Below are 23,856 nucleotides of genomic sequence, written 5' to 3'. Positions count from 1 at the left end.
CCTCCTATAGAATTATCTCTGCATGCCTAGTAGCATGGCAACTTATATTAACTGCCACTGGAAGTCCTGCTATATGAGTAGGATAAGTCTCTATATTCACTCCCAAAGCAGTTGTTTTACCCCCAAATCCTTGAGGACCTATTCCTAGCTTATTTATTTTACTAATTAATTCATACTCTAAATCACTATAATAGGTATCCTTATTTCTCTCTTCAATGCTTCTTAAAAGAGCTTTTTTAGACAATTCTGCTGCTTTTTCAAAAGTCCCTCCTATTCCTACACCTACAATTATAGGAGGACATGGATTTGGACCTGCAATTTTAACTGTTTCTAACACAAATTCCTTTACTCCTTCAACACCATCTGATGGTTTTAACATTTTTATTCTACTCATATTTTCTGCTCCAAACCCCTTAGGTGCTATTGTTATCTTTAATTCTTCTCCCTCTACTACATCTATATGTATGACAGCTGGAGTATTATCCCCAGTATTTACTCTTGTTAATGGATCTTTTACTACTGATTTCCTCAAATATCCTTCACTATAGCCTTGGCGGACGCCTTCATTGATTGCCTCCTTTAAGCCCCCACCAACTATATGAATGTCTTGACCTAATTCAACAAATATTACTGCCATTCCTGTGTCCTGACACATTGGCATGTTTTCTTTACTTGCTATATCCGAATTAATTATAATTTTATCCAGCATTTGCTTTGCTATAGGAAACGTTTCTTCCTCCCTACTTTTTTTTAGTTTTTTTGATATGTCTTTACTTAAATAATAATTAGATTCTATACATATTTTTTTTACTCCATTAATTATTTCATTTGTACTTATTTCTTTCATATTTTCCTCCCCAAATAAATTCTATCTAAATTTAATTTATATTATGGAATATTACTTAATAATGTTAATTATAATTTAAAGAAAGATATTTCGAAAGGATTAAGTATGAAAAAAAATGATAGTGATAAACTTTTTGCTTTTATTGTTTATATATTAATAGGTTTCCTTATAATTTTTGTAAGCTATAATTCATATATAAATCTATTAAAAAAAGATGTAAAAGATCAAACTACTCAACCACCTAATTCTATAAATGTTTCTCCCATAACAGGTGAAGTTATTCAAGATGTTAATACATCGTATAATTTATTAAAAGTTTGCTATAATAGTTCAAATATAACAGAACTATATGGAATTAATAAAGCAGATATTGTTATAGAAACATATAACGCTGTATCTAATGCTTTAAGTTATGACGGTATATTCTACAATAAACATATACCTATTCAAGAATCTATTGAGAATATTTCTACTATATCGTTAGAAACTTTACCTTATATTGATTTTATTGATCCTCCTGATTTAGATTCACATGAATTTAATGAAAATATTGATACAATTTTTATACCCTTTAGTGATTCTATAAGTACAAGTTTTATTTTTCAACAAGGTCAATATTATCATTTTTCTAAAAATGTAAAAGACGTTCATAAAACTTCTAACACACCGTTAGCTTTTACCAATATACTTATAGAATTTACTTCCTCATCTAATGACAGTATTAATCAAGGATTACTTTTTTCTGGTGGAAAACTACAACGTCTTAATATAGAAGGAAATAATATAAAAATGATAAATAATTCTAAAGAAATTAATCTCTCTCTATTAAGAGGTAATACTATATGGATAAAATGTTCTGATAAGATAAAAATAATCACTGCTAATGCTAATATTGAAAGCTAAAAAAAGACCTAGTTCTACATAGGTCTTTTAAATTTCCCAGGAAATTATTATTTACTCTTTATAATATGATTTTATTCCTTTAACTAATGCACTAACTATTTTGTCCTGATATTTTTCATCTTTTAATAACTCTGATTCTGTCGGATTTGATAAAAATCCACATTCAACTATTACACTTGCTCCCTCAAATCCATCTCTTAAGATTCTATAATCATCTTTAGAATCTTTAGCTACTCTATTATTGTTTTGTTCTAATGTTTCTTTTAGCGAAGCTTGTAGTAATTCCGCTAATCTTTTACTCTTTTCATTTGAAGCGTACCAAACTTGTGCTCCATTTATTGCACTCTGTACATACATATTTTGATGTATACTTATAAAAATATCACAATTGGTTTCTTTTTTCATTTCACATCTCTTTTTTAAATCTTGAACTTTTTTTTGTTTTACCTTTAAGCTCTCATCATATAATCCTTTGTCTTCCTCTCTAGTACTAAACACTTTAAATCCTTCATCCTCTAGAGCCTTTTTTAATTTAAGGCTTATAGCTAAATTAATCTCTTTTTCTAAAGTACCATCTTTTGAATGACCTCCACCATCTATACCTCCATGACCAGGATCTATAAGTATTATTCTTTCCTTAGTCTCCTCCGCTTTAGCTATTGTAGGATTTAATATTAAACTTGCTACTAGCAAAAAGGATGCAACATATCTTTTAAACATTTTATAATCCTCCATCTTTAATAATCTACTATGTAGCTTTCTCATTTTTATATAATATATACTATTTTTAAGTATTATATAAAATCTCCAATTATATTTTTAATAAAAATATTTTTCAATTAAGTTTTTTGCCCAAATAAAAAAAGAGAGGTAAAACCTCTCTTGTAAAAAGGCAGATACTATCTCTTTGAGAATTGAGGAGCTCTTCTTGCCTTCTTTAAACCATATTTCTTTCTTTCCTTCATTCTTGGGTCTCTAGTTAGGAATCCAGCTTTCTTTAACTCTGGCTTTAAAGCTTCATCAGCTTTTAATAAAGCTCTAGTTATTCCATGTCTGATTGCTCCTGCTTGACCTGTTAAACCACCACCATGAACATTAACTAATACATCAAATTTTTCTTTAGTTGATGTTAAAACTAATGGTTGGTTAACTACAACTCTTAGAGTTTCTAATCCGAAATAGTTTTCTATTTCTCTCTTATTTACTATAACTTTACCTTCACCTGGTACAAGTCTTACTCTTGCAACTGATTTCTTTCTTCTTCCAGTTCCCATGTATTGAACTTTTGCCATTTTTCTTCCTCCTCCCGAGTCTGTATTAGTACTTTAATTCTAGTACTTCTGGTTGTTGAGCAGCGTGATTATGTTCTTCTCCTCTGTAAACCTTAAGTTTCTTTAACATTTGTCTTCCTAATACTCCCTTTGGAAGCATTCTTCTTACAGCTTCTTCAAAAGCAAACTCAGGTTTTTTTTCTAAAACTTCTCTATATGGAGTTTCTTTTAATCCACCTGGATATAAACTATGTTTTCTTAAGAATTTTTGGTCTAATTTCTTACCAGTTAAAACAACTTTCTCAGCATTTATAACTATTACGAAATCTCCACAATCAACATTTGGTGTAAATGTTGGTTTATTTTTTCCTCTTAATATTGAAGCTATTTGGCTAGCAACTCTACCAAGTGGTTTACCAGCAGCATCAACTACATACCATTTTCTTTCAACTTCTTGTGGTTTAGCGATGTATGATTTCATCATTTTCCCTCCCTGAACTACTATTTTAAACATTTATGTCCTAACTTTATGTTTAGATTCCAATACTATGAATCTTATACACAAACTATCATAACAACAAGTAACATTATAATACACGCTTACGGGCGTGTCAATAAATTTAACACTTTTATTTTAACTTTTTAATAAAAAACTTTTTCTAAACATAAACCTGTAGCTGGAGCACACTTCCCAGCATTTTTTCTATCCTTTTTATTAATTATATCTTCTATTTCTGATGGTTCTATTTTACTTCTTCCCACTTGTATTAAAGTACCTACTATTATTCTTACCATATTATAGAGAAAACCATCACCTGATACATAAATTTTTATAACTTCTTCATCTTTTTTTACTTTAATATCCCATATTGTTCTTACCGTTGTCTTTACAGAACCACCTAGAGATCTAAATGCATTAAAATCATGAGTACCTATAAAATATTTAGATGCGTCAGATATCTTATCCACATCTAGCTTCCACTTAAAGTGATATACATAATCTTTACCTATAGCTCTAGGTAATTCAGAATTTAATATAGTATAGCAATAAGTTTTACCTTTAGTATGATATCTCGGATGAAATTCTTCTGAAACCTCTTCTGAACAAAGTACTACTATATCCTTAGGAAGCTTTGTATTAATAGCATCTTTAAATTTTTCAGCTGGTATTTTACTATTGGTTTTAAATGCTACCACATATTCTTTTGCATGCACCCCAGAATCCGTTCTACTACATCCTATTAGCTTTATATCTTCCTTAACTATAGTTTCTACAGCAAACTGTAATACCGCTTCTACTGTTCTTCCATTTGTTTGCTTCTGCCACCCACAAAAATGAGTACCATCGTATTCAAGCTTAAGCTTAATATTTCTCATTCAGTTTCACCTTATAATAAAACTCTTACACCAATACTTATAACAATTAACATAGCTACTATGAAGTAAGCTAATGTATCTATAGATGTATATTTGAGTTGTTTCATCCTAGTTCTACCATCTCCACCTCTATAGCATCTAGCTTCCATTGCCATCGCTAACTCATCAGCTCTCTTAAATGAACTTATAAATAAAGGAACTAATAATGGTATAAGACTCTTAGCTTTCTGAAATATATTTCCACCATCAAAATCAGCGCCTCTTGCTTTTTGTGCTTTCATAATCTTATCAGTTTCATCTATTAAGGTTGGTATAAATCTTAAAGCAATAGTCATCATCATAGCTACTTCATGTGAACTAATCCCTATTACCCCTAAAGGTTTTAGCAGCCTTTCTAAAGCATCTGTAAGCTCTATAGGTGATGTAGTTAAGGTTAATATAGATGTTCCTATTATTAAGAATAATAGTCTTAATGTCATAAATATAGCTATATTAATTCCCTCTTCATATACTTTTATAAACTTCCAACTAAATAAAAGTGTATCGCTTGTTCCTTTTATCATAAAAATATTCAGTATAGCAGTTATTATTATTAAAGTCATGACAGGTTTAATTCCCTTAAAGTAGAACCTAGGAGATACTTTAGAACTAATTATTGCAGATGCTATAAATGCCACTACAAAAATATAACCAATAAATTCATTTATTATAAATAACGACACAATAAATAATATTGCAGATATTATTTTTGTCCTAGGATCCAATTTATGTATGAAGGAATCTCCAGGAACGTATTGCCCAATAGTTATATCTTTTATCATTTTAAAATCCCTCCCCTAGTTCTTCCTTAAAATCTTAATAAGATCTTCCTTAGCTTGGTCAATTGTAAATATATCTTTATCTACTTTAAAACCTTTTTCTATCAATGCCTTTATTAAGTAAGTTACCTGAGGAACTGCTAATCCAACACTCTCTAGTACTTCACTTTCCTTAAATACTTCTTTAGGCTCTCCATCTAATATAATTTCACCCGAATTCATTACTATAACTCTATTAGCAACTTTGGCTACGTCCTCCATACTATGAGATACTAATACTATAGTCATTCCATATTCTTTGTGTAACTTTTGAATCTGTACTAATATCTCATCTCTTCCCTTAGGGTCTAATCCTGCTGTAGGTTCATCTAATATCAAAACCTTAGGTTCCATTGCAACTACACCTGCTATAGCAACTCTACGTTTTTGTCCACCACTTAACTCAAATGGAGATTTATCTTTATAAATCTCATAATCGAGTCCAACCATATTCATGGCCTTGATTACTCTTTTATGTATTTCTTCTTCACTTAATGCTAAGTTCCTAGGCCCAAATGCAATATCTTTTTCTATAGTTTCTTCAAATAATTGATATTCAGGATATTGGAACACTAACCCTACTTTTTTTCTTATTTCACTTAGCTTAGCGCCCTTCGCAGTGATATTAGTTCCATCTACTATTATTTCCCCAGAACTGGCTTCCAATAATCCATTTAGATGTTGGATTAATGTTGACTTACCTGAGCCTGTATGACCAATTAATGCCACAAATTCACCTTGTTCTATATCAACAGATACATTATTTAGTGCCTTTTTCTCAAAAGGTGTCTTAGGCATATATATATGAGTTAATTTGTTTACTTTAATTGACATAATGCATTCACCATCTCATCTACATTTAATATTTCGGTACTAATATTTATACCTTCTTTTTGAAGTTCATAAGCTAATTCCGTAACCTGAGGAACATCAAGTCCTATTTCCTTCATTGTCTTAACTTTTGAAAACACTTCTCTTGGATTTCCTTCTAGAACAATTTTACCTTGTTCCATAACTATAACTCTATCTCCTTGAGCAGCCTCATCCATATAATGTGTTATAAGCACTATGGTAATTCCTAAGTTTTTATTTATTTCTCTTATGGTATTCATAACTTCTTTTCTACCTGATGGGTCTAACATAGCAGTAGGCTCATCAAATATTATGCACTCTGGTTGCATAGCTAATATCCCAGCTATAGCGATTCTTTGTTTTTGTCCCCCTGACAATAGGTGAGGTGCATGCCTTCTATATTCATACATTCCAACTTTTTTAAGCGCTTCATCTACTCTAGCTCTTATTTCCTTAGACTCGACCCCTAAATTTTCAGGACCAAATGCTACATCTTCCTCAACTATAGTTGCAACTAATTGATTATCTGGATTTTGAAAAACCATTCCTGCGGTTTTTCTAACTTCCCATAAATTATCTTTATCTTTAGTATTCAAACCTTTAACATATATTGCCCCCTCAGTGGGTAATAATAAAGCATTTATATGTTTTGCAATAGTAGATTTTCCTGATCCATTATGACCAAGTACTACTAAAAATTCTCCTCTTGTAACTTCTAGGTTCACACCATTTAATGCGTAATGTTCTTCTCCATTTTCGTGCGAAAAATATTTAAAACTAATATCTTCACATTTAATGATTTTGTCTTCCATGCTATTCGCCCCCTTAGTTATATAATTATTATAAAATCTATAATTGAATATATACTTTATAATAATTATATCTAAGTATGATAAAATGGGGACTAAGTATATACTTAATCCCCTCTATATTATACTAACTCAAGTATAACTACTTCTGCTCCGTCTCCTCTTCTAGGACCAACTTTGAACATTCTAGTGTATCCACCATTTCTCTCAGTATATTTAGGAGCAATTTCTTCAAATAATCTTTTAACTACAGCTTCTTCAGTAACAAAAGATAATACTTGTCTTCTAGCGTGAAGATCTCCTCTTTTAGCTAAAGTAATCATCTTTTCAGCAAGACTTCTTGCTTCTTTTGCTCTTGTATCTGTAGTTTCTATTTTACCATGCTTTAAGAAGCTTGTAACAAGGTTTCTTAGCATAGCTCTTCTTTGGTCTGTTGGACGACCTAACTTACGATATCCTGCCATGATTCTACCTCCTTACTCGTCACTTAGTCTTAAACCTAAGCCTAATTCCTTAAGTTTTCTCTCAACTTCTTCGAGAGATTTTTTACCTAAGTTTCTTACTTTCATCATATCATCCATTGATCTCAATGCAAGCTCTTGAACAGTATTTATACCTGCTCTCTTTAAACAGTTATATGATCTAACTGAAAGATCAAGCTCTTCAATAGTCATCTCAAGGACTTTTTCTTTTTTATCTTCTTCTTTTTCAATCATTATCTCCATGTCATTTGTATTATCTGTAAGTGACATGAAAAGTTTGAAGTGTTCAATTAAAATTTTGGCTGAAAGACTTATAGCTTCATCTATCTTGATTGTTCCATTAGTCCATATTTCTAATGCTAACTTATCATAGTCAGTAATTTGACCTACTCTTGTATTTTCAACTGTAAAGTTTACTCTTTTTACAGGAGTATAGATTGAATCTACTGCTATAGCGCTTAATGGTAATGAATCTGACTTATTTTTATTTTGAGTCACATATCCTCTACCTCTGTTAACAGTAAGCTCCATATATAATCTTCCATTTTCGTCTAAAGTAGCTATATGCATATCTTTATTAACTACTTCAACGTCTCCATCTGTTTTAATATCTGCACCTGTTACTACTCCAGGTCCTTTAGAATCAATGTAAATAACCTTTGGTCCTTCTCCATTCATTCTAAGAGCTAACCCTTTTATATTAAGGATAAGTTCAGTAACATCCTCCTTAACACCAGTAACAGTAGAAAACTCATGTAGTACTCCATCAATTTTAACAGAAGTAGTAGCTACACCAGGTAATGATGAAAGAAGTATTCTTCTTAACGCATTTCCCAGAGTAATTCCATAACCTCTTTCTAATGGTTCAACTACGAATTTCCCATAAGTACCATCTTCACTTTGTTCTATACATTCAATTATTGGTTTTTCTATTTCTAACATGCGCAAAACCCTCCTTTTTATAATGTGGCAACCTTATTATGAGGGCAACTGATTCAATATTTGCAAAGGAGAGTATAACCCCCTCGCAAATAACATATTATTACTTGCTGTATAACTCAACGATAAGAGTTTCATTGATTGCAGTATCAATGTCTTCTCTTGCTGGCATAGCAATTATTTTACCTTCAAAGTTTTCAGGTGTTGACATTATCCATTTTGGTAATGTTTTTGGATTTTCAGCAAATACTTTGAACTTTTCAGTTCCTCTGCTTTTTTCAGATACAGAGATAACGTCGTTAACACTTACTTTATATGAAGCAATATCAACTTTTTTACCGTTAACTAAGAAATGTCCGTGATTAACTAATTGTCTAGCCTCAGTTCTAGATGCACCGTATCCTAATCTGAATACTGCGTTATCTAGTCTCATTTCTAGTAACATAAGTAGGTTTTCACCTGTTATGCCTCTCATCTTATCTGCTTTTTCATAGTACTTAGAAAATTGTTTTTCAAGTACTCCATAAATTCTTTTAGCTTTTTGCTTTTCTCTTAACTGCATTCCGTAGTTAGAAAGCTTCTTTTTACTAGCTCCATGTTGTCCTGGTGCGTAGCTTCTTCTCACGAAAGCACATTTATCTGTATAGCATCTATCTCCTTTAAGAAATAGCTTAGCGCCTTCTCTTCTGCACAATCTACATGATGCTCCAGTATATCTTGCCATTAATTACACCTCCTATGATGTTTCTACTACACTCTTCTTCTTTTTGGTGGTCTACATCCGTTATGTGGAATTGGAGTAACATCTTTAATTAAAGTTACTTCTAATCCTGCTGCTTGTAAACTTCTTATAGCAGCTTCTCTACCTGATCCTGGACCTTTTACATATACTTCAACACTTTTTAATCCGTGTTCCATAGCTGTTTTAGCCGCTGTTTCAGCTGCCATTTGAGCCGCAAAAGGAGTACTCTTTCTTGACCCTCTAAATCCTAACGCACCCGCTGATGACCATGATAATGCATTACCAACTGCATCAGTTAAAGTTACGATAGAGTTATTGAAAGTTGACTTAATGTGAGCTGCTCCATGTTCAACATTTTTTCTTTCTTTTCTTCTTCTAGTTTTCTTAACTTTTGCTGCTACCATTGTCTTCCCTCCTTACTATTTTTTCTTATTAGCAATAGTTTTCTTTGGACCTTTTCTAGTTCTTGCATTTGTTTTTGTTCTTTGTCCTCTTACTGGAAGACCTCTTCTATGTCTCATTCCTCTATAGCAACCAATTTCTACTAATCTTTTTATGTTAAGTGCTATTTCTCTTCTTAAATCACCTTCAACAACTAAATTCTTGTTGATGAAATTTCTTATAGCGTTAACTTCGTCTTCGTTTAAATCTCTAACTCTTGTGTCTGGATTTACTCCAGTTTCTGCTAATATTTTGTGTACGGTTGATAAACCGATTCCGTATATATAAGTTAGACCTATCTCAACTCTTTTTTCTTTTGGTAGATCTATACCAGCTATTCTAGCCATTAAAACTTACACCTCCTGGTAATTAAATTCCCTTTTCAATGTGGTAAATATATATAAATAAAATCTCAGGTCAATGGAAATACCACTGTCAGCCGCCCTAAAATTTATTTATGCTTAATTAAATGCCTATCTAATGATATTTTAGAATGGAAAAAAAGTCAATAAAATTTGTATTCCATTCTATCAAATTTTTATGGATTTTATTTATTTTAGCCTTGTTTTTGCTTGTGCTTTGGGTTTTCGCAAATAACCATTACTCTACCTTTTCTTCTAATGATTTTGCACTTTTCGCAAATAGGCTTAACTGATGGTCTTACTTTCATCGCTAACCCTCCTTGTATTACTTATAATCTTGAAAAAATATTCGCAAGATATTAATTAGTATTCTATATTACTATTTTGCTCTCCAAGTAATTCTTCCTCTAGTAAGATCATATTGAGATAATTCAACAGTAACCTTATCTCCTGGCAGAATTCTTATGAAATTCATTCTTAGTTTACCTGAAATATGAGCTAATATTTTATGACCACTTTCTAGTTCAACTTGGAACATAGCATTAGGTAGTGACTCTAAAACTGTTCCTTGCATTTCTATTACATCATCTTTTGACATAAGGTAATCAAACCTCCTTATCAATGCCTTCAAATTTTATAAAATTCTTAATTTTTAAATCTAGATTATACTCATTATTTAAAATAGAGTTCTTTAGTTCTTCATCTATGATTTCCGTAAAATTCAAGTGCTTTATTTTCTTCTTTTTAGGCATTTCTATCTTTTTTGTACTTCCATTTGCTAAGTAAACATAGTCTTCAGCTATTACGTTCACTATTAAATAGGGATTGTTTTTATCTCTACCAGCTTTTGAAAATACTAACTTTCCAATTAAGTTGCTTTTATTCAACTTATTTCACCTCAATGATTACCCTAGTAATAAATCTACAAATCCCTCTATGGTAATTGTGAATTTATAACTAAGCAACACTTAATTACTTAATTAGTGTTAAAATCTCAGGACCATTTTGTAATATAGCAACAGTGTTTTCATAATGAGCTGACTTCATGCCATCCGCTGTTACAACAGTCCAATCATCATCTAATGTTTTCACTCTCCACGTTCCAATATTAACCATTGGTTCTATAGCGAGTACCATACCTGATGATAATCTTGGACCTCTACCTGGTCTACCAAAATTAGGTACTTCCGGATCTTCATGAACAGCTTTCCCTATTCCATGACCCACATAATCTCTTACAACTGAAAATCCATTTTGTTCAACATAACTTTGGATTTCATAAGATATATCTGTTAATCTATTACCTTCAACAGCTTTTTCTATACCTTTAAAAAAACTTTTTTCAGTAACATCTATAAGCTTTTTAGATATTTCTGATATCTCTCCTACAGGAAAAGTTCTTGCAGCATCACTATGGAATCCATCTAGAAAGACCCCACAATCAATACTTACAATATCTCCATCTTGTAATTTATACGAACTCGGAAATCCATGGACAACCTGTTCATTTATAGAGATACAAAGTGCACTTGGAAAACCATATAATCCTTTAAAGGAGGGCTTTCCTCCCTGCTTAGTTATAAATTCTTCTGCTATTCTATCTAACTCTGCAGTAGTAATACCAGGTTTGACTTTTGATTCTACTAAAAGTAGGGCCTCTGCCAAGGTTCTACCTGCTTTTCTCATTAGGTCGATTTCTTTATCATTTTTTAATATAATCACATTTACTCACTTCCTAATATCTTACAGATACTTTCAAAGACCTCATTGATTGCTTTTGTGCCATCAACAACTGAAAGTAAATCTTTCTCCTTATAGTACTCTATAAGTGGTTGAGTCTGTCTTTCATATACAGCTAATCTTTCTTTAACTGTTTCTTCCGAATCATCTTTTCTTTGAATGATGTCGGATCCACAAACATCACATTTTGATTCAATCTTTGTTGGATTAAATTTAACATGATAACTTGCTCCACATGAAGGGCATACTCTTCTTCCAGTCATTCTTTCTAGTATGAACTCACTAGGAACTTGAATTAATAGAGCAGTATCCAAAGATTCTTTTCTATCATCTAAAAATTCCTCCAGTGCATTAGCTTGATGTACTGTTCTTGGAAATCCATCTAGTAGATAACCCATTCTACAATCTTCTGCTTGTAATCTATCTTTAACCATATTAATAGTTACTTCATCCGGAACTAATTGACCATTGTCAATATATTTCTTTGCCTCAATTCCCAATGGTGTATTTTCAGAAATGTTCTTTCTAAAAATATCCCCAGTTGATATATGAGGTATGGAGTATCTATTACAAATTGATTTTGCTTGTGTTCCTTTTCCTGCCCCTGGCGGACCAAATAAAACAACTTTCACCGACACCATCTCCATTTTGTACTTTATTTAAGGAATCCTTGATAGTGGCGCACAACTAATTGAGACTCAAGAGTTCGCATTACATCTAATGCAACACCAACTAAGATCAATAGTGAAGTTCCTCCAAATGAAATACCCTTAAATTGAGTGTTATTTTCTATTATTATTGGAGTGATCGCTAATATTGCAGCAAATATGCCACCAAAGATTGAAACTTTTGTTAAAATATTTTCTAAATACTTTTCAGTTGGTTTACCTGGTCTAATTCCAGGTATAAAACCTGCTGATTTATTCATATTTTCAGCCATTTCATCTGGCTTAAATGTTATTTGAGTATAAAACCAAGTAAAGAATATTGTCAATACAGCATAAATTACTGGATACATCCAAGTTTTTTCATTAAATACACTGTATGTACTTCCCGTTATCCATTTTGCCCAGTCTTTATCTGGGAAAAGTTGTGCAATAGTCTTAGGAAATTGCATAACTGACATAGCAAATATTATTGCAATAACCGCTGAACCAATTAAACTTAATGGAATATGGGTTGATTGACCTTTAGCTACTCTATTACCAACAGCTTTACTAGCATACTGAACAGTTACTCTTCTTTCTGCTAGTGATAAATATATTACTACTGCTAAAAGTAAAACAACAAAAACTGCAAATAAAGCTATTTGAATTATATCTACCTGATCCATATTCTTTAATGCTGCTATTGATGCTATAGTATTTGGTATTCTTGATACTATGTTAATAAATATTATCAATGATATACCATTTCCTATTCCTTTTACAGTTATTTGATCACCTAACCACATACAGAAAGCTGATCCTACAGTTAAAGTTAGTATAATAAGATATATGAATGCAAAACCTGATTCACGTATACCACCTTGATTATACATTAATACATAAGTACCGTAGGCTGTAATTACACCAAATAAAATCGATGCATATCTTGTTATATTTTGAATCTTCTTACGTCCTTCTTCCCCTTCTTTAGATAATTGCTCTAAAGGTGGAATAGCTATAGTAAGTAATTGCATTATTATTGATGAGTTAATATATGGAACAACTCCTAATGCTAGTATGCTAAATCTACTTAAAGCACCACCAGACATTAAATCATAGAAGCTCCATAAATTATTTCCAGATTCAGTAAGAGTTTTAAGATACTCAGTATCAATTCCAGGAACAGGAATATGACTTCCCATCCTGTAAATTGCAACAAATAAAACTGTCCATAATAACTTTTTTCTTAAATCTGGAACCTTCCAGGCATTACGTAGGGTTGATAGCATATTAGATCACCTCAACTTTTCCTCCAGCTGCTTCTATCTTTTCTATTGCAGACTTAGAGAATTTACATCCTTTTACAGTTAGGCTCTTTTCTAAGTTTCCATTTCCTAATATCTTAACTCCGTCTCTGATTTTACTTATTACTCTAGTTTCAAGTAAAACTTCTGGAGTGATTTCAGTTCCATTTTCAAATATATTTAATCTATCAACATTTATAGAAATGTATTCTTTAGCAAATATATTAGTAAAACCTCTTTTGGGAAGTCTTCTATATAGTGGCATTTGACCTCCTTCAAATCCAGGTCTTACTCCACCACCAGTTCTAGAATTTTGTCCCTTTTCACCTTTACCAGCATTTCTTCCTAATCCTGATCCAGTACCTCTACCGACTCTTTTAGGAGCTTTTTTGCTTCCTGCTGCTGGTTTTAACTCATGAAGTTTCATGCTACTTACACCTCCTCGTTTTAAACTTCTTCAACTTTTAATAAGTAGCTTACTTTGTTTATCATACCGTTGATTTGAGGATTAACCTCATGTTCTACTGATTTACCTATTTTCTTTAGTCCAAGGGCATTTGCAGTAGCGATATGATCTTTTTTTCTACCGATTAAGCTCTTAACTAATGTTACTTTTAGTTTAGCCATAGCAATTCCCCTCCTAACCTAGTATTTCTTCAACAGATTTGCCTCTTAATTTTGCAATATCTTCTGCAGTTCTTAAGCTTGCTAATCCATTAATTGTAGCGTTAACCATGTTTCTTGGGTTATTAGAACCTAATGACTTAGCTCTAACATCTTTTAGTCCTGCTAATTCAAGAACAGCTCTAGCTGGACCTCCAGCGATAACTCCTGTACCTTCTGTAGCTGGCATTATTAGAACATTACCAGTACCGAATTTTCCATATATTTGATGTGGAACAGTTGTTCCAACCATAGCAACTTCTACTAAATTTTTCTTTGCGTCTTCAATTCCTTTTCTGATTGCTTCAGGTATTTCAACTGATTTTCCCATTCCAACGCCTACGTGTCCGTTTTCGTCACCTACAACGACTAAAGCGCTGAATCTGAAGTTTCTACCACCCTTAACAACCTTAGTTACTCTGTTTATGAAAACAACCTTTTCTTTAAGGTCTAGTGTGCTAGGATCGATTCTCATTTATTTCCCTCCTTGTTTTTTAGAATTTAAGGCCTGCTTCTCTTGCACCTTCAGCTAACTCTTGAATTCTTCCATGGTATATGTATCCACCTCTGTCAAATACCACATCTGAAATTCCTTTTTCAATAGCTTTCTTTGCAACTGCAGTTCCAACTATTCTAGCAGCTTCTTTGTTGCTTCCTGCTTTTCCATCGAAGTCTTTATCTAAACTTGAAGCAGCAACAAGTGTTACAGCGTTAACATCATCTATGATTTGAGCATATATATTTTTATCACTTCTGAAAACACATAATCTTGGTCTTTCAGGAGTCCCAAATATTTTCTTACGAACTCTTAGGTGACGTTTCTCTCTTGATTGTTTTCTGTCTACCTTTTTGAACATAAGTCTCACTCCTTTCTATTATTTCTTACCAGTTTTACCTTCTTTACGTCTAATAACTTCATTAGAGTACTTAATACCTTTGCCTTTATATGGCTCTGGCTCTCTCCATGATCTAATGTCAGCAGCAGCAGCCCCAACTTTTTCTTTGTCTATACCTTCAACTATAACCTTAGTAGTTCCATCAGTTTTGAAAGTAACCCCTGTAATTGGTTCTATTTCTACTGGATGAGAATATCCAAGATTCATAACTAATTTTGTTCCTTGAATTTGAGCTCTATAACCTACGCCTACTAGTTCAAGAGTCTTTGCATACCCTTGAGAAACTCCAGTAACCATATTATTTATAAGTGCTCTTGTTAATCCGTGAAGAGCTCTATGATCTTTGTTGTCGCTTGGTCTTGTTACAACAACTTGATTGTCTTCAACTGCTATTTTTATGTCTTTGTGCATAGTTTTTACTAACTCACCTTTAGCTCCTTTTACAGTAACAACGTTCTCTGGTGTTACTGTAACAGTAGTTCCAGCAGGAATAGCTATTGGTAATCTACCTACTCTTGACATAATTGCACCTCCTGTATTCCATTTTAGAACATTTCTATATTAAAACTTTATAGATATTTTTCAATCTGAAAATTACCATACGTAGCAGATAACTTCTCCGCCTAAACCTTGGTTTCTAGCTTCTCTATCTACTATAACTCCTTTAGAAGTTGATATAACAGCAACGCCTAAACCATTAAGTACTTTAGGTACTTCATCTTTTTTACAGTAAACTCTTAATCCTGGTTTAGATATTCTCTTAAGACCAGTTATTACTCTTTCCTTATTAGCACCGTATTTAAGCGCTATTCTTAACATAGGTACTACACCGTCGTTATATTCTTCTATTTCTTTAACATAACCTTCTTGTAGTAATATATTAGCTAAAGCCTTCTTTACATTTGAAGAAGGAATCTCTACTGTTTCGTGTCTTACAGCATTTGCATTTCTTATACGTGTTAGCAAATCTGCAATTGGATCTGTCATAACCATTGAATTGTGCCTCCTTTCACTACATTAGATATTACCAGCTTGCCTTTTTGCATCCAGGAATTTGACCCTTATAAGCAAGTTCTCTGAAGCAAATTCTGCAGATACCAAATTTCTTTAGCACCGCATGTGGTCTTCCACATATTCTGCATCTAGTGTACGCTCTTGTTGAATATTTAGGTTCTTTTTTCCACTTTTCGATCATTGCTTTACGTGCCACGATATCCCCTCCTTATTATTGAGCGAATGGCATACCAAGAAATCTTAACAATTCTCTTGCTTCTTCGTCAGTATTTGCACTTGTAACGAAGATAATATCCATCCCTCTAACTTTATCAATTTTGTCATACTCGATTTCTGGGAATATTAATTGTTCTTTAATTCCTAAAGCGTAGTTTCCTCTGCCATCAAAAGAATTAGCAGAAACTCCTCTAAAGTCTCTAACTCTAGGAAGTGCTGTAGACATTAATCTATCTGCAAATTCAAACATTTTTGCTCTTCTTAATGTTACTTTGCAACCTAAAGGCATATTTTCTCTTATTTTAAAGTTCGCAACTGATTTCTTTGATCTAGTTAAGATTGGCTTTTGTCCTGAAATCAATGTTAAATCATTAACTGCTGATTCTAAAACCTTTTGGTTTTCTTTAGCCTCTCCAACTCCCATATTTATTACGATTTTTTCAAGCTTTGGTACTTCCATGACGTTCTTATATCCGAACTTCTCGATCATCGCTTGAACTACTTCTTTTTCATATTTTTCATGTAGTCTAGGTACCATTTAAAGAACCCTCCTTTCAGATCTAGAATGTTTCTCCACACTTCTTACATACTCTTACCTTAGAACCATCTTCTAAGATTTTGTTTGCTATTCTTGTAGCATTTTTGCATTTAGTACAGTATAACATTACTTTTGAGCTGTATATTGCAGCTTCCTTTTTGATTATACCACCTTGCATATTTTCTTTGTTTGGTTTTTGGTGCTTACTTACTATATTAACGCCTTTAACGATAACTTTACCGCTCTTAGGTATTACTTTTAAAACTTCGCCAGTTTTTCCTGAATCTTGTCCTGATATAACTATAACTGTGTCGTTCTTTCTTACGTGTACCTTCACCTTAGCCACCTCCTACTCTATTATAGAACTTCTGGTGCTAATGATAATATTTTATTAAATTCTTTATCTCTTAGCTCCCTAGCAACTGGTCCGAAGATACGAGTTCCTCTTGGTTGCTTATCATCTTTTATAATAACAGCTGCATTCTCGTCAAATTTTATATATGACCCATCAGCTCTTCTTAATCCTCTTACTGATCTTACTATAACTGCTTTTACAACGTCACCCTTTTTAACAACTCCACCTGGTGTTGCACTTTTAACTGAAGCAACGATTATATCTCCAATATTTCCGTACTTTCTCTTGGATCCACCTAAAACTCTGATACACATAATTTCTTTCGCACCAGAATTGTCTCCAACTTTTAGTAAGGTTTGTTGTTGTATCATATAATTAACCTCCTTTCAATCTTACGAAAGACTACTTCGCTCTCTCGATGATCTCAACTAGTCTCCATCTCTTATCTTTTGATAATGGTCTAGTTTCCATTATTAATACTCTATCATTTAATTTAGCTTCATTATTTTCATCATGAGCTTTAAATTTAGTAGTTCTGTTAACAGTTTTTCCGTATAATGGGTGTCTAACCTTAGTCTCAACAGCAACTACAATTGTCTTATCCATTTTATCTGAAACGACTCTACCAATTCTCTTTTTTCTTAATCCTCTTTCCACTGGGACTTACCTCCTTTCAGCCTATCGAAATTACTGCTCAATCGCCTTTAATTCTTCTTCTCTGATGATAGTCTTAATTTGGGCAATTGATTTCTTAACTTCTCTAATTCTCATTGGGTTTTCTAACTGTCCTGTAGCTAATTGGAATCTTAAGTTGAATAATTCAGCCTTAAGGTCACCTAACTTAACCTTTAAATCTTGAGGATTGCTTGATCTTAACTCTTTTAAATCATTAGCCTTCATTATTCTTCACCACCCATTTCCTCAAAATCTCTTCTTGTAACGAACTTACTCTTTACAGGAAGTTTATGCTGAGCAAGTCTCATTGCTTCTCTAGCAACTTCTTCTTGAACTCCTGATAGTTCGAACAATACTCTGCCTGGCTTAACAACCGCTACCCAATACTCTGGTGATCCTTTACCGGAACCCATTCTTGTTTCAGCTGGTTTTTCAGTAACTGGCTTATCTGGGAAAATCTTTATCCAAAGTTTTCCTCCTCTTCTAATGTATCTATTAATTGCGATTCTGGCAGACTCTATTTGATTGCTTGTTATCCATCCGCAAGATGTAGCTTGAATACCGAAATCTCCATATGCAAGGAAATTACCTCTAGTAGCTTTCCCTTTCATTCTACCACGTTGTACCTTACGATGTTTTACTCTTTTAGGCATTAACATGACGTATTCCTCCTTTCCTTATTACGCGTTAATTTCTTCCTTTTCCACTTTCTTAGTTGGAAGAATTTCTCCGTTGTATACCCACACTTTAACTCCAATTTTTCCATATGTTGTATCTGCTTCAGCAAATCCATAATCAATATCAGCTCTTAAAGTTTGTAGTGGTATAGTTCCTTCATGATAGTGCTCTGTTCTTGCGATTTCAGCTCCGCCTAATCTACCTGAACATGCAATCTTAACTCCCTTAACACTTGATCTCATAGCTCTTTGAATTGTTTGTTTCATAGCTCTTCTAAAAGATATTCTCTTTTCTAATTGAGCTGCTACATTCTCAGCCATTAATTGTGCTTCAACTTCAGAGTTTTTGATTTCTACTATGTTTATTAATATATTTTTTTCAGTAACGAATTTTTCTAAATCTCTTTTTAATGCTTCTATTCCTGATCCGCCTCTACCAATAACAACACCTGGTTTAGCAGTAGATATATTTAGCTTAACTCTATTAGTATATCTTTCAATTTCAATCTTTGATATACCAGCTGAGTATAGTTTCTTCTTTACAAATTCTCTTATTTGGTTATCTTCAACAAGGTTATCTGCAAAATTCTTTTTATTAGCATACCATTTTGCGTCCCAACCTTTGATTACACCAACTCTAAGTCCATGAGGATGTACTTTTTGACCCAATCTATTTCCCTCCTTCTACTATGCTCTTTCTTTAACTACTACAGTTATGTGGCTAGTTCTTTTATTAATTCTGAACGCTCTACCTTGAGCATGTGGTCTAAATCTCTTTAATGTAGGACCTTGACCTACGTGAGCTTCTGCAACATATAATTTACTTAAATCTAAGTTTAAATTATTCTCTGCATTAGCAACAGCTGATTTCAACACTTTGTTTATAACAACTGCAGCGTCTTTTGGAGTATATTGTAATATTGCGAAAGCTTCATTAACATTCTTTCCTCTTATTAAGTTAAGAACTACTCCTACTTTCAAAGGAGACATTCTTATATACTTAGCTATAGCTCTAGCTTCCATTGATGATCCTCCTTTCTAGGCTACTACTTTCTCTTTGATGACTTTTCTGTGTTCACGTGACCTTTATAAGTTCTAGTTAAAGCGAATTCTCCTAGTTTGTGTCCAACCATATCTTCTGATACATAAACTGGAACATGTTTTCTTCCATCATGTACAGCTATAGTGTGACCAATCATTTGTGGAAATATTGTTGAAGTTCTTGACCATGTCTTTACTACTTTCTTATCTCCACTTGCATTCATTTCTTCTATTTTCTTTAAAAGACTATCTTTTATAAAAGGTCCCTTTTTAATTGATCTACTCACTTGAAATCCTCCCTTCATTAACCTTTATGCTTGCAGACTATGAAGAGAAATATATATTCTCTTCATACTATTTGCTATTTCTTCTCTTGATGATGAATCTATCTGAGTACTTCTTGTGTTTTCTTGTTTTGTATCCAAGTGCTGGTTTACCCCATGGAGTAACTGGACTTGGTCTACCAACTGGTGATTTACCTTCACCACCACCGTGTGGATGGTCATTAGGGTTCATGACAGATCCTCTTACTGTAGGTCTCCATCCCATGTGTCTCTTTCTACCAGCTTTTCCTAAATTAACTATATTATTAGTTGTATTTGATACTGTACCGATAGTAGCTCTACACTCTATTCTAACGTATCTCATTTCACCTGAAGGTAATCTAAGTGTTGCATAGTTTCCTTCTTTAGCCATTAACTGAGCTGAAGCTCCTGCTGATCTAACTAATTGACCACCTTTACCTGCTTGTAATTCTATATTGTGTACAATTGTACCAACTGGCATATCCTTTAGAGCAAGTGTGTTACCTGGCTTGATATCAGAGTTAGGTCCTGATACTACTACATCTCCAACTTTTAATCCAACTGGAGCTAATATGTATCTCTTCTCCCCATCAGCGTATACAACTAATGCTATATAAGCTGTTCTGTTTGGATCGTATTCTATAGTTGCAACTTTTGCAGGAATACCATCCTTATTTCTTTTAAAATCTATTATTCTATATTTTCTCTTAGCGCCACCACCATGGTGTCTTACAGTTATTTTACCTTGAGCATTTCTACCACCAGTCTTAGTTAAAGATACAAGAAGTGATTTCTCAGGTACATTTGTTGTTATTTCATCAAATGTTGACATAGTCATCTCTCTTCTTGATGGGGTAGTAGGGTTAAACTTCTTAACTGCCATTTAAAATTCCCTCCTTACTGTAGCTTCTCTGGCTTCTTAGCCAATAATACGCTTTGTTATTGTAGCATTCCTTCGAAGAATTCTATTCCTTTGCTATCTTCTGCCAACTTAATAGTTGCCTTCTTATAGCTAGCTCTCTTTCCTACGTGAACGCCAACTCTTTTAGTTTTTCCTTCAATATTCATAGTATTGACATCTTCAACTTTTACGCCAAAAACTTCTTCAATAGCTCTTTTTATTTGAACTTTATTTGCTGATGTATGAACTATGAAGGTGTATTTTCTATCTGCCATTTCTGCCATACTTTTTTCAGTTATAACAGGTTTTCTTATAATATCATGGCTAGTTAATTTCATTATGCGTACACCTCCTCAATCTTAGTTACAGCATCCTTAGTAATTAATACTTTTTCATACTTTAACAAGTCATAAACATTTATATTGTTAACTGGTAAAACAGCTACACCTTGAATGTTTCTTGCTGATTTATAAACATTTTCGTTTGATTCAGCAGTTACTATTAAAGTTTTCTTAGCTTCGAATGCTTTTAAAATATTAACAACATCTTTAGTCTTTGGAGCTGCTAATTCTAAGCTTTCTAAAACTATTAATTCATTTTCAGCTACCTTACTTGATAATGCTGATTTCATAGCAACTCTTCTCATAGTTTTTGGAACTGAAACTTTATAGTCTCTTGGTTTTGGTGCAAATACAACTCCACCATGTATCCATTGTGGTGCTCTTATAGAACCTTGTCTTGCTCTACCAGTTCCTTTTTGTCTCCAAGGCTTAATTCCGCCTCCTCTTACTTCAGCTCTTGTTTTAGCTGATTGTGTTCCTTGTCTTTTGTTAGCTAATAGTGCAACAACTACTTGATGAAGTGCTGCTTCATTAATTTCAACTCCGAACACATTTTCATTTAGTTGAAAATCTCCAACTTTTTGACCTTCTTTATTGAACAATCCTACTGTAGGCATCCTGCTTCCTCCTTTCTAGTGAATTAAGCTTTAACAGCGTTTCTTATAACTACTGTTGCTTTGTTTGGACCTGGGATACCACCCTTTATTAATATTAGGTTCTTTTCAGGCATTATTTTAACTACTTCTAAATTTAACACAGTAGTTTTTTCTGCTCCCATATGTCCTGGCATTCTTTTGTTTTTGAAAGTTCTTGATGGATCAGATGACGCTCCCATTGAACCTACTGCTCTATGGAATTTAGATCCATGTGACATAGGTCCTCTGCTTGCATTCCATCTTTTTATTGTTCCTTGGAATCCCTTACCTTTAGAAACCCCAGAAACATCCACTTTATCTCCAGCTTCAAATATGTCAACCTTTATTTCTTGACCTATTTCGTAGCTGCTAATGTCTTCTAATCTGAACTCTTTTAAAGTTCTCTTTAAAGCTACATTGGCTTTTGCGAAATGTCCTTTTCTAGGTTTATTAACTAACTTTTCTCTTATATCACCAAATCCAACTTGAATAGCTTCATATCCATCTTTTTCAGTTGTTTTCTTTTGTACCACTACACATGGACCAGCTTCTACAACTGTTACTGGAACTACTTTGCCATTAGCATCGAAAATTTGTGTCATACCTATTTTCTTTCCGATTATAGCTTTTTTCATTTACTACACCTCCTAAACATATTAGCGGATTGCATCTGCAATCATAATAGTCTATTAATTTAAATTGTTAATTTTTTATTAAATCTTCTATAGTTTTATTTCTATATCAACACCAGCTGGAAGATTCAATCTCATTAATGCATCAACAGTTTTTGGTGATGGATTAACTATATCAATTAGTCTCTTGTGAGTTCTTATTTCGAACTGTTCTCTAGAATCTTTGTACTTATGAACGGCTCTTAATACTGTAATCACATCTTTTTCAGTTGGTAGTGGTATTGGACCTGCTACCTTAGCTCCTGTAGCTTTTGCAGTTTCAACAATTTTTTCAGCTGATTGATCTAATATTGTGTGATCAAACGCTTTTAATCTTATTCTGATTTTTTGTTTTGACATCTTATTCCCTCCTTTTCATGTACGCTTTACTTCTAACGCACACCAGCCGTATTAATGTAAACTGTCCCAGGTGTATCCAACCTTTAAACACAAACAAACACAACTGTCGTCGAATTCTAGATTCTAACGTGCTCAACAAGAATTACCCGGAAGTCCGGCAACCTCTTGAATCATCGCTGTATGCTTTGCAACTTCTTTATTATACTATATAACTATTTCCTTAGCAAGTTTTTTTTAACTTAATTTTTATCTATTTATCTTTTTAAATTCTAACCCATATTCTATTATTTTATAAGTGTTAATAATCTTTTTTATAAAAAAAGTAATAGGGCGTCCCCTATTACCTTTTTTTGTGATATCACTGTTTTTTAGCGCTATTTATATCTTTTTTTTAAAACTATTTAACTATAGTAGTAACAACTCCAGAACCTACAGTTCTTCCGCCTTCTCTTATAGCAAATCTTAATCCTTCATCCATAGCTACTGTTGTTATTAATTCAACATTCATATCTATGTGGTCTCCTGGCATTACCATTTCCATTCCATCTGGTAATTTGATTGATCCTGTTACGTCTGTTGTTCTGAAATAGAATTGTGGTCTATATCCATCAAAGAATGGTGTATGTCTTCCGCCTTCTTCTTTCTTTAATACGTAAACTTGACCTACGAATGCACTATGTGGGTTTACTGATCCAGTTTTTGAAAGCACTTGACCTCTTTCGATATCTGTTCTTTGTACCCCTCTTAATAATGCTCCTATATTATCTCCTGCTTGTGCTTCATCTAGTAACTTTCTGAACATTTCTATTCCTGTTACTACTACTTTTCTTCTATCTTCACTTAGTCCAACGATTTCTGCTTCGTCTCCTACGTGTAGTATTCCTCTTTCTACTCTTCCAGTCGCAACTGTTCCTCTACCAGTAATTGTGAATACATCTTCTACTGGCATTAAGAATGGTTTATCTGTTGCTCTTTCTGGTGTTGGGATATAGCTA

The 23,856-nt window shown here is 33.0% G+C and carries 42 protein-coding genes; 1 reads left to right on the top strand and 41 read right to left on the bottom strand.

Annotation, left to right across the window (positions count from 1 at the left end; translation table 11 throughout):
- Nucleotides 1–4 precede the first annotated feature (4 nt).
- Complete coding sequence (locus BUA92_RS16475; protein ID WP_073021362.1) at nt 5–847, bottom strand: fumarate hydratase; 843 nt, start codon at nt 845–847, stop codon at nt 5–7.
- Between the two features lie 105 nt (nt 848–952).
- On the opposite strand from BUA92_RS16475, the gene BUA92_RS16470 reads away from it, so the two are divergent.
- A complete protein-coding gene (locus BUA92_RS16470) occupies nt 953–1,750 on the top strand; it encodes a hypothetical protein (protein WP_073021359.1) in 798 nt (265 codons plus the stop codon).
- Between the two features lie 51 nt (nt 1,751–1,801).
- On the opposite strand, the gene cwlD is transcribed toward BUA92_RS16470, so the two are convergent.
- The 40 genes from cwlD to BUA92_RS16270 form a co-directional block, all read right to left on the bottom strand.
- Nucleotides 1,802–2,470 carry an N-acetylmuramoyl-L-alanine amidase CwlD gene (gene cwlD / locus BUA92_RS16465; protein ID WP_073021357.1) on the bottom strand — a complete coding sequence of 223 codons (669 nt, stop codon included), beginning with the start codon at nt 2,468–2,470 and terminating at the stop codon, nt 1,802–1,804.
- A 179-nt stretch (nt 2,471–2,649) separates the two neighbouring features.
- Entirely contained in the window at nt 2,650–3,042 is a 393-nt protein-coding gene (gene rpsI / locus BUA92_RS16460; protein ID WP_073021355.1) for a 30S ribosomal protein S9, read from the bottom strand.
- Nucleotides 3,043–3,067: 25 nt separating this feature from the next.
- The gene (rplM, locus tag BUA92_RS16455; RefSeq protein ID WP_021800188.1) at nt 3,068–3,502 is read right to left on the bottom strand and encodes a 50S ribosomal protein L13; all 435 of its coding nucleotides are present in this window, start codon (nt 3,500–3,502) and stop codon (nt 3,068–3,070) included.
- 161 nt (nt 3,503–3,663) lie between these two features.
- Entirely contained in the window at nt 3,664–4,398 is a 735-nt protein-coding gene (truA, locus tag BUA92_RS16450) for a tRNA pseudouridine(38-40) synthase TruA (RefSeq protein WP_073021352.1), read from the bottom strand.
- A gap of 11 nt (nt 4,399–4,409) precedes the next feature.
- Nucleotides 4,410–5,219 carry an energy-coupling factor transporter transmembrane component T family protein gene (locus BUA92_RS16445; RefSeq protein ID WP_073021349.1) on the bottom strand — a complete coding sequence of 270 codons (810 nt, stop codon included), beginning with the start codon at nt 5,217–5,219 and terminating at the stop codon, nt 4,410–4,412.
- A 15-nt stretch (nt 5,220–5,234) separates the two neighbouring features.
- On the bottom strand, nt 5,235–6,089 hold the full coding sequence (locus tag BUA92_RS16440) for an energy-coupling factor transporter ATPase (protein WP_073021346.1): 855 nt from the start codon (nt 6,087–6,089) through the stop codon (nt 5,235–5,237).
- Entirely contained in the window at nt 6,074–6,919 is an 846-nt protein-coding gene (locus tag BUA92_RS16435) for an energy-coupling factor transporter ATPase (RefSeq protein WP_073021344.1), read from the bottom strand. Before BUA92_RS16435 ends, BUA92_RS16440 begins: the two co-directional genes overlap by 16 nt.
- A gap of 119 nt (nt 6,920–7,038) precedes the next feature.
- The gene (rplQ, locus tag BUA92_RS16430; RefSeq protein WP_021800183.1) at nt 7,039–7,380 is read right to left on the bottom strand and encodes a 50S ribosomal protein L17; all 342 of its coding nucleotides are present in this window, start codon (nt 7,378–7,380) and stop codon (nt 7,039–7,041) included.
- A 12-nt stretch (nt 7,381–7,392) separates the two neighbouring features.
- Nucleotides 7,393–8,340 (bottom strand): DNA-directed RNA polymerase subunit alpha, encoded by a 948-nt coding sequence (locus BUA92_RS16425; RefSeq protein WP_021800182.1) that lies wholly within the window; start codon nt 8,338–8,340, stop codon nt 7,393–7,395.
- A gap of 100 nt (nt 8,341–8,440) precedes the next feature.
- Nucleotides 8,441–9,061: a 30S ribosomal protein S4 gene (gene rpsD / locus BUA92_RS16420; protein WP_073021340.1), complete on the bottom strand. Its 621-nt coding sequence runs from the start codon at nt 9,059–9,061 to the stop codon at nt 8,441–8,443.
- Between the two features lie 26 nt (nt 9,062–9,087).
- Nucleotides 9,088–9,483 (bottom strand): 30S ribosomal protein S11, encoded by a 396-nt coding sequence (rpsK, locus tag BUA92_RS16415; RefSeq protein ID WP_021800180.1) that lies wholly within the window; start codon nt 9,481–9,483, stop codon nt 9,088–9,090.
- Between the two features lie 15 nt (nt 9,484–9,498).
- A complete protein-coding gene (rpsM, locus tag BUA92_RS16410; protein WP_021800179.1) occupies nt 9,499–9,867 on the bottom strand; it encodes a 30S ribosomal protein S13 in 369 nt (122 codons plus the stop codon).
- A gap of 209 nt (nt 9,868–10,076) precedes the next feature.
- The gene (gene rpmJ, locus BUA92_RS16405) at nt 10,077–10,190 is read right to left on the bottom strand and encodes a 50S ribosomal protein L36 (RefSeq protein ID WP_003448032.1); all 114 of its coding nucleotides are present in this window, start codon (nt 10,188–10,190) and stop codon (nt 10,077–10,079) included.
- Nucleotides 10,191–10,261: 71 nt separating this feature from the next.
- The gene (infA, locus tag BUA92_RS16400) at nt 10,262–10,480 is read right to left on the bottom strand and encodes a translation initiation factor IF-1 (RefSeq protein ID WP_021800178.1); all 219 of its coding nucleotides are present in this window, start codon (nt 10,478–10,480) and stop codon (nt 10,262–10,264) included.
- 7 nt (nt 10,481–10,487) lie between these two features.
- The gene (locus tag BUA92_RS16395; protein WP_073021338.1) at nt 10,488–10,769 is read right to left on the bottom strand and encodes an RNA-binding protein; all 282 of its coding nucleotides are present in this window, start codon (nt 10,767–10,769) and stop codon (nt 10,488–10,490) included.
- A gap of 85 nt (nt 10,770–10,854) precedes the next feature.
- Nucleotides 10,855–11,604, bottom strand: coding sequence for a type I methionyl aminopeptidase (map, locus tag BUA92_RS16390; RefSeq protein WP_073021336.1), 750 nt, complete (start codon nt 11,602–11,604; stop codon nt 10,855–10,857).
- A 2-nt stretch (nt 11,605–11,606) separates the two neighbouring features.
- Complete coding sequence (locus tag BUA92_RS16385; RefSeq protein WP_073021333.1) at nt 11,607–12,254, bottom strand: adenylate kinase; 648 nt, start codon at nt 12,252–12,254, stop codon at nt 11,607–11,609.
- Between the two features lie 23 nt (nt 12,255–12,277).
- Nucleotides 12,278–13,558 (bottom strand): preprotein translocase subunit SecY, encoded by a 1,281-nt coding sequence (gene secY / locus BUA92_RS16380; RefSeq protein WP_073021331.1) that lies wholly within the window; start codon nt 13,556–13,558, stop codon nt 12,278–12,280.
- A 1-nt stretch (nt 13,559) separates the two neighbouring features.
- A complete protein-coding gene (gene rplO, locus BUA92_RS16375; RefSeq protein WP_021800173.1) occupies nt 13,560–14,000 on the bottom strand; it encodes a 50S ribosomal protein L15 in 441 nt (146 codons plus the stop codon).
- A gap of 20 nt (nt 14,001–14,020) precedes the next feature.
- The gene (gene rpmD, locus BUA92_RS16370) at nt 14,021–14,200 is read right to left on the bottom strand and encodes a 50S ribosomal protein L30 (protein WP_021800172.1); all 180 of its coding nucleotides are present in this window, start codon (nt 14,198–14,200) and stop codon (nt 14,021–14,023) included.
- 13 nt (nt 14,201–14,213) lie between these two features.
- Entirely contained in the window at nt 14,214–14,711 is a 498-nt protein-coding gene (gene rpsE / locus BUA92_RS16365) for a 30S ribosomal protein S5 (protein ID WP_021800171.1), read from the bottom strand.
- Between the two features lie 19 nt (nt 14,712–14,730).
- Nucleotides 14,731–15,093, bottom strand: a complete 363-nt coding sequence (rplR, locus tag BUA92_RS16360) for a 50S ribosomal protein L18 (protein WP_021800170.1) — start codon at nt 15,091–15,093, stop codon at nt 14,731–14,733.
- Nucleotides 15,094–15,111: 18 nt separating this feature from the next.
- Nucleotides 15,112–15,654 (bottom strand): 50S ribosomal protein L6, encoded by a 543-nt coding sequence (gene rplF / locus BUA92_RS16355; protein ID WP_021800169.1) that lies wholly within the window; start codon nt 15,652–15,654, stop codon nt 15,112–15,114.
- Between the two features lie 72 nt (nt 15,655–15,726).
- Nucleotides 15,727–16,125 carry a 30S ribosomal protein S8 gene (gene rpsH, locus BUA92_RS16350; protein WP_073021328.1) on the bottom strand — a complete coding sequence of 133 codons (399 nt, stop codon included), beginning with the start codon at nt 16,123–16,125 and terminating at the stop codon, nt 15,727–15,729.
- 31 nt (nt 16,126–16,156) lie between these two features.
- Nucleotides 16,157–16,342: a type Z 30S ribosomal protein S14 gene (locus BUA92_RS16345; RefSeq protein WP_021800167.1), complete on the bottom strand. Its 186-nt coding sequence runs from the start codon at nt 16,340–16,342 to the stop codon at nt 16,157–16,159.
- Nucleotides 16,343–16,357: 15 nt separating this feature from the next.
- The gene (rplE, locus tag BUA92_RS16340) at nt 16,358–16,900 is read right to left on the bottom strand and encodes a 50S ribosomal protein L5 (RefSeq protein ID WP_073021327.1); all 543 of its coding nucleotides are present in this window, start codon (nt 16,898–16,900) and stop codon (nt 16,358–16,360) included.
- 22 nt (nt 16,901–16,922) lie between these two features.
- Nucleotides 16,923–17,237: a 50S ribosomal protein L24 gene (rplX, locus tag BUA92_RS16335; protein ID WP_021800165.1), complete on the bottom strand. Its 315-nt coding sequence runs from the start codon at nt 17,235–17,237 to the stop codon at nt 16,923–16,925.
- A gap of 20 nt (nt 17,238–17,257) precedes the next feature.
- Nucleotides 17,258–17,626, bottom strand: coding sequence for a 50S ribosomal protein L14 (gene rplN / locus BUA92_RS16330; protein ID WP_021800164.1), 369 nt, complete (start codon nt 17,624–17,626; stop codon nt 17,258–17,260).
- 31 nt (nt 17,627–17,657) lie between these two features.
- Entirely contained in the window at nt 17,658–17,912 is a 255-nt protein-coding gene (gene rpsQ / locus BUA92_RS16325; RefSeq protein WP_021800163.1) for a 30S ribosomal protein S17, read from the bottom strand.
- 30 nt (nt 17,913–17,942) lie between these two features.
- Nucleotides 17,943–18,155, bottom strand: coding sequence for a 50S ribosomal protein L29 (gene rpmC, locus BUA92_RS16320; RefSeq protein ID WP_021800162.1), 213 nt, complete (start codon nt 18,153–18,155; stop codon nt 17,943–17,945).
- Nucleotides 18,155–18,589 carry a 50S ribosomal protein L16 gene (rplP, locus tag BUA92_RS16315; protein WP_021800161.1) on the bottom strand — a complete coding sequence of 145 codons (435 nt, stop codon included), beginning with the start codon at nt 18,587–18,589 and terminating at the stop codon, nt 18,155–18,157. The genes rpmC and rplP overlap by 1 nt, the downstream gene beginning before the upstream one ends.
- A 21-nt stretch (nt 18,590–18,610) precedes the next feature.
- The gene (gene rpsC / locus BUA92_RS16310) at nt 18,611–19,276 is read right to left on the bottom strand and encodes a 30S ribosomal protein S3 (RefSeq protein ID WP_073021324.1); all 666 of its coding nucleotides are present in this window, start codon (nt 19,274–19,276) and stop codon (nt 18,611–18,613) included.
- A gap of 18 nt (nt 19,277–19,294) precedes the next feature.
- The gene (rplV, locus tag BUA92_RS16305; protein ID WP_021800159.1) at nt 19,295–19,630 is read right to left on the bottom strand and encodes a 50S ribosomal protein L22; all 336 of its coding nucleotides are present in this window, start codon (nt 19,628–19,630) and stop codon (nt 19,295–19,297) included.
- Nucleotides 19,631–19,653: 23 nt separating this feature from the next.
- On the bottom strand, nt 19,654–19,935 hold the full coding sequence (rpsS, locus tag BUA92_RS16300) for a 30S ribosomal protein S19 (RefSeq protein ID WP_021800158.1): 282 nt from the start codon (nt 19,933–19,935) through the stop codon (nt 19,654–19,656).
- A 67-nt stretch (nt 19,936–20,002) separates the two neighbouring features.
- Nucleotides 20,003–20,836 carry a 50S ribosomal protein L2 gene (rplB, locus tag BUA92_RS16295; protein ID WP_021800157.1) on the bottom strand — a complete coding sequence of 278 codons (834 nt, stop codon included), beginning with the start codon at nt 20,834–20,836 and terminating at the stop codon, nt 20,003–20,005.
- A 56-nt stretch (nt 20,837–20,892) separates the two neighbouring features.
- Nucleotides 20,893–21,192 (bottom strand): 50S ribosomal protein L23, encoded by a 300-nt coding sequence (rplW, locus tag BUA92_RS16290; RefSeq protein ID WP_073021322.1) that lies wholly within the window; start codon nt 21,190–21,192, stop codon nt 20,893–20,895.
- Nucleotides 21,192–21,812, bottom strand: a complete 621-nt coding sequence (gene rplD / locus BUA92_RS16285) for a 50S ribosomal protein L4 (protein WP_021800155.1) — start codon at nt 21,810–21,812, stop codon at nt 21,192–21,194. Before rplD ends, rplW begins: the two co-directional genes overlap by 1 nt.
- 23 nt (nt 21,813–21,835) lie before the next feature.
- Entirely contained in the window at nt 21,836–22,465 is a 630-nt protein-coding gene (gene rplC, locus BUA92_RS16280; protein ID WP_021800154.1) for a 50S ribosomal protein L3, read from the bottom strand.
- 87 nt (nt 22,466–22,552) lie between these two features.
- On the bottom strand, nt 22,553–22,861 hold the full coding sequence (rpsJ, locus tag BUA92_RS16275; RefSeq protein WP_021800153.1) for a 30S ribosomal protein S10: 309 nt from the start codon (nt 22,859–22,861) through the stop codon (nt 22,553–22,555).
- Between the two features lie 397 nt (nt 22,862–23,258).
- Nucleotides 23,259–23,856 (bottom strand): EF-Tu C-terminal domain-related protein (locus BUA92_RS16270; RefSeq protein WP_242950185.1); only part of this gene is annotated, 598 nt, incomplete at its 5' end.

This window comes from Clostridium intestinale DSM 6191 (genome assembly GCF_900130055.1).
Lineage (GTDB): Bacteria > Bacillota > Clostridia > Clostridiales > Clostridiaceae > Clostridium_T > Clostridium_T intestinale.
This window is presented reverse-complemented; position numbering and strand designations above follow the sequence as displayed.

Excerpts from the sequence above, each read along its gene's own strand:
- BUA92_RS16475 (WP_073021362.1), bottom strand. The coding sequence starts at position 847 with ATGAAAGAAATAAGTACAAATGAAATAATTAATGGAGTAAAAAAAATA.
- BUA92_RS16470 (WP_073021359.1), top strand. The coding sequence starts at position 953 with ATGAAAAAAAATGATAGTGATAAACTTTTTGCTTTTATTGTTTATATA.
- cwlD (WP_073021357.1), bottom strand. The coding sequence starts at position 2,470 with ATGTTTAAAAGATATGTTGCATCCTTTTTGCTAGTAGCAAGTTTAATA.
- rpsI (WP_073021355.1), bottom strand. The coding sequence starts at position 3,042 with ATGGCAAAAGTTCAATACATGGGAACTGGAAGAAGAAAGAAATCAGTT.
- rplM (WP_021800188.1), bottom strand. The coding sequence starts at position 3,502 with ATGAAATCATACATCGCTAAACCACAAGAAGTTGAAAGAAAATGGTAT.
- truA (WP_073021352.1), bottom strand. The coding sequence starts at position 4,398 with ATGAGAAATATTAAGCTTAAGCTTGAATACGATGGTACTCATTTTTGT.
- BUA92_RS16445 (WP_073021349.1), bottom strand. The coding sequence starts at position 5,219 with ATGATAAAAGATATAACTATTGGGCAATACGTTCCTGGAGATTCCTTC.
- BUA92_RS16440 (WP_073021346.1), bottom strand. The coding sequence starts at position 6,089 with ATGTCAATTAAAGTAAACAAATTAACTCATATATATATGCCTAAGACA.
- BUA92_RS16435 (WP_073021344.1), bottom strand. The coding sequence starts at position 6,919 with ATGGAAGACAAAATCATTAAATGTGAAGATATTAGTTTTAAATATTTT.
- rplQ (WP_021800183.1), bottom strand. The coding sequence starts at position 7,380 with ATGGCAGGATATCGTAAGTTAGGTCGTCCAACAGACCAAAGAAGAGCT.
- BUA92_RS16425 (WP_021800182.1), bottom strand. The coding sequence starts at position 8,340 with ATGTTAGAAATAGAAAAACCAATAATTGAATGTATAGAACAAAGTGAA.
- rpsD (WP_073021340.1), bottom strand. The coding sequence starts at position 9,061 with ATGGCAAGATATACTGGAGCATCATGTAGATTGTGCAGAAGAGAAGGC.
- rpsK (WP_021800180.1), bottom strand. The coding sequence starts at position 9,483 with ATGGTAGCAGCAAAAGTTAAGAAAACTAGAAGAAGAAAAGAAAGAAAA.
- rpsM (WP_021800179.1), bottom strand. The coding sequence starts at position 9,867 with ATGGCTAGAATAGCTGGTATAGATCTACCAAAAGAAAAAAGAGTTGAG.
- rpmJ (WP_003448032.1), bottom strand. The coding sequence starts at position 10,190 with ATGAAAGTAAGACCATCAGTTAAGCCTATTTGCGAAAAGTGCAAAATC.
- infA (WP_021800178.1), bottom strand. The coding sequence starts at position 10,480 with ATGTCAAAAGATGATGTAATAGAAATGCAAGGAACAGTTTTAGAGTCA.
- secY (WP_073021331.1), bottom strand. The coding sequence starts at position 13,558 with ATGCTATCAACCCTACGTAATGCCTGGAAGGTTCCAGATTTAAGAAAA.
- rplO (WP_021800173.1), bottom strand. The coding sequence starts at position 14,000 with ATGAAACTTCATGAGTTAAAACCAGCAGCAGGAAGCAAAAAAGCTCCT.
- rpmD (WP_021800172.1), bottom strand. The coding sequence starts at position 14,200 with ATGGCTAAACTAAAAGTAACATTAGTTAAGAGCTTAATCGGTAGAAAA.
- rpsE (WP_021800171.1), bottom strand. The coding sequence starts at position 14,711 with ATGAGAATCGATCCTAGCACACTAGACCTTAAAGAAAAGGTTGTTTTC.
- rplR (WP_021800170.1), bottom strand. The coding sequence starts at position 15,093 with ATGTTCAAAAAGGTAGACAGAAAACAATCAAGAGAGAAACGTCACCTA.
- rplF (WP_021800169.1), bottom strand. The coding sequence starts at position 15,654 with ATGTCAAGAGTAGGTAGATTACCAATAGCTATTCCTGCTGGAACTACT.
- rpsH (WP_073021328.1), bottom strand. The coding sequence starts at position 16,125 with ATGGTTATGACAGATCCAATTGCAGATTTGCTAACACGTATAAGAAAT.
- rplE (WP_073021327.1), bottom strand. The coding sequence starts at position 16,900 with ATGGTACCTAGACTACATGAAAAATATGAAAAAGAAGTAGTTCAAGCG.
- rplN (WP_021800164.1), bottom strand. The coding sequence starts at position 17,626 with ATGATACAACAACAAACCTTACTAAAAGTTGGAGACAATTCTGGTGCG.
- rpmC (WP_021800162.1), bottom strand. The coding sequence starts at position 18,155 with ATGAAGGCTAATGATTTAAAAGAGTTAAGATCAAGCAATCCTCAAGAT.
- rplP (WP_021800161.1), bottom strand. The coding sequence starts at position 18,589 with ATGTTAATGCCTAAAAGAGTAAAACATCGTAAGGTACAACGTGGTAGA.
- rplV (WP_021800159.1), bottom strand. The coding sequence starts at position 19,630 with ATGGAAGCTAGAGCTATAGCTAAGTATATAAGAATGTCTCCTTTGAAA.
- rplB (WP_021800157.1), bottom strand. The coding sequence starts at position 20,836 with ATGGCAGTTAAGAAGTTTAACCCTACTACCCCATCAAGAAGAGAGATG.
- rplW (WP_073021322.1), bottom strand. The coding sequence starts at position 21,192 with ATGAAATTAACTAGCCATGATATTATAAGAAAACCTGTTATAACTGAA.
- rplD (WP_021800155.1), bottom strand. The coding sequence starts at position 21,812 with ATGCCTACAGTAGGATTGTTCAATAAAGAAGGTCAAAAAGTTGGAGAT.
- rplC (WP_021800154.1), bottom strand. The coding sequence starts at position 22,465 with ATGAAAAAAGCTATAATCGGAAAGAAAATAGGTATGACACAAATTTTC.
- rpsJ (WP_021800153.1), bottom strand. The coding sequence starts at position 22,861 with ATGTCAAAACAAAAAATCAGAATAAGATTAAAAGCGTTTGATCACACA.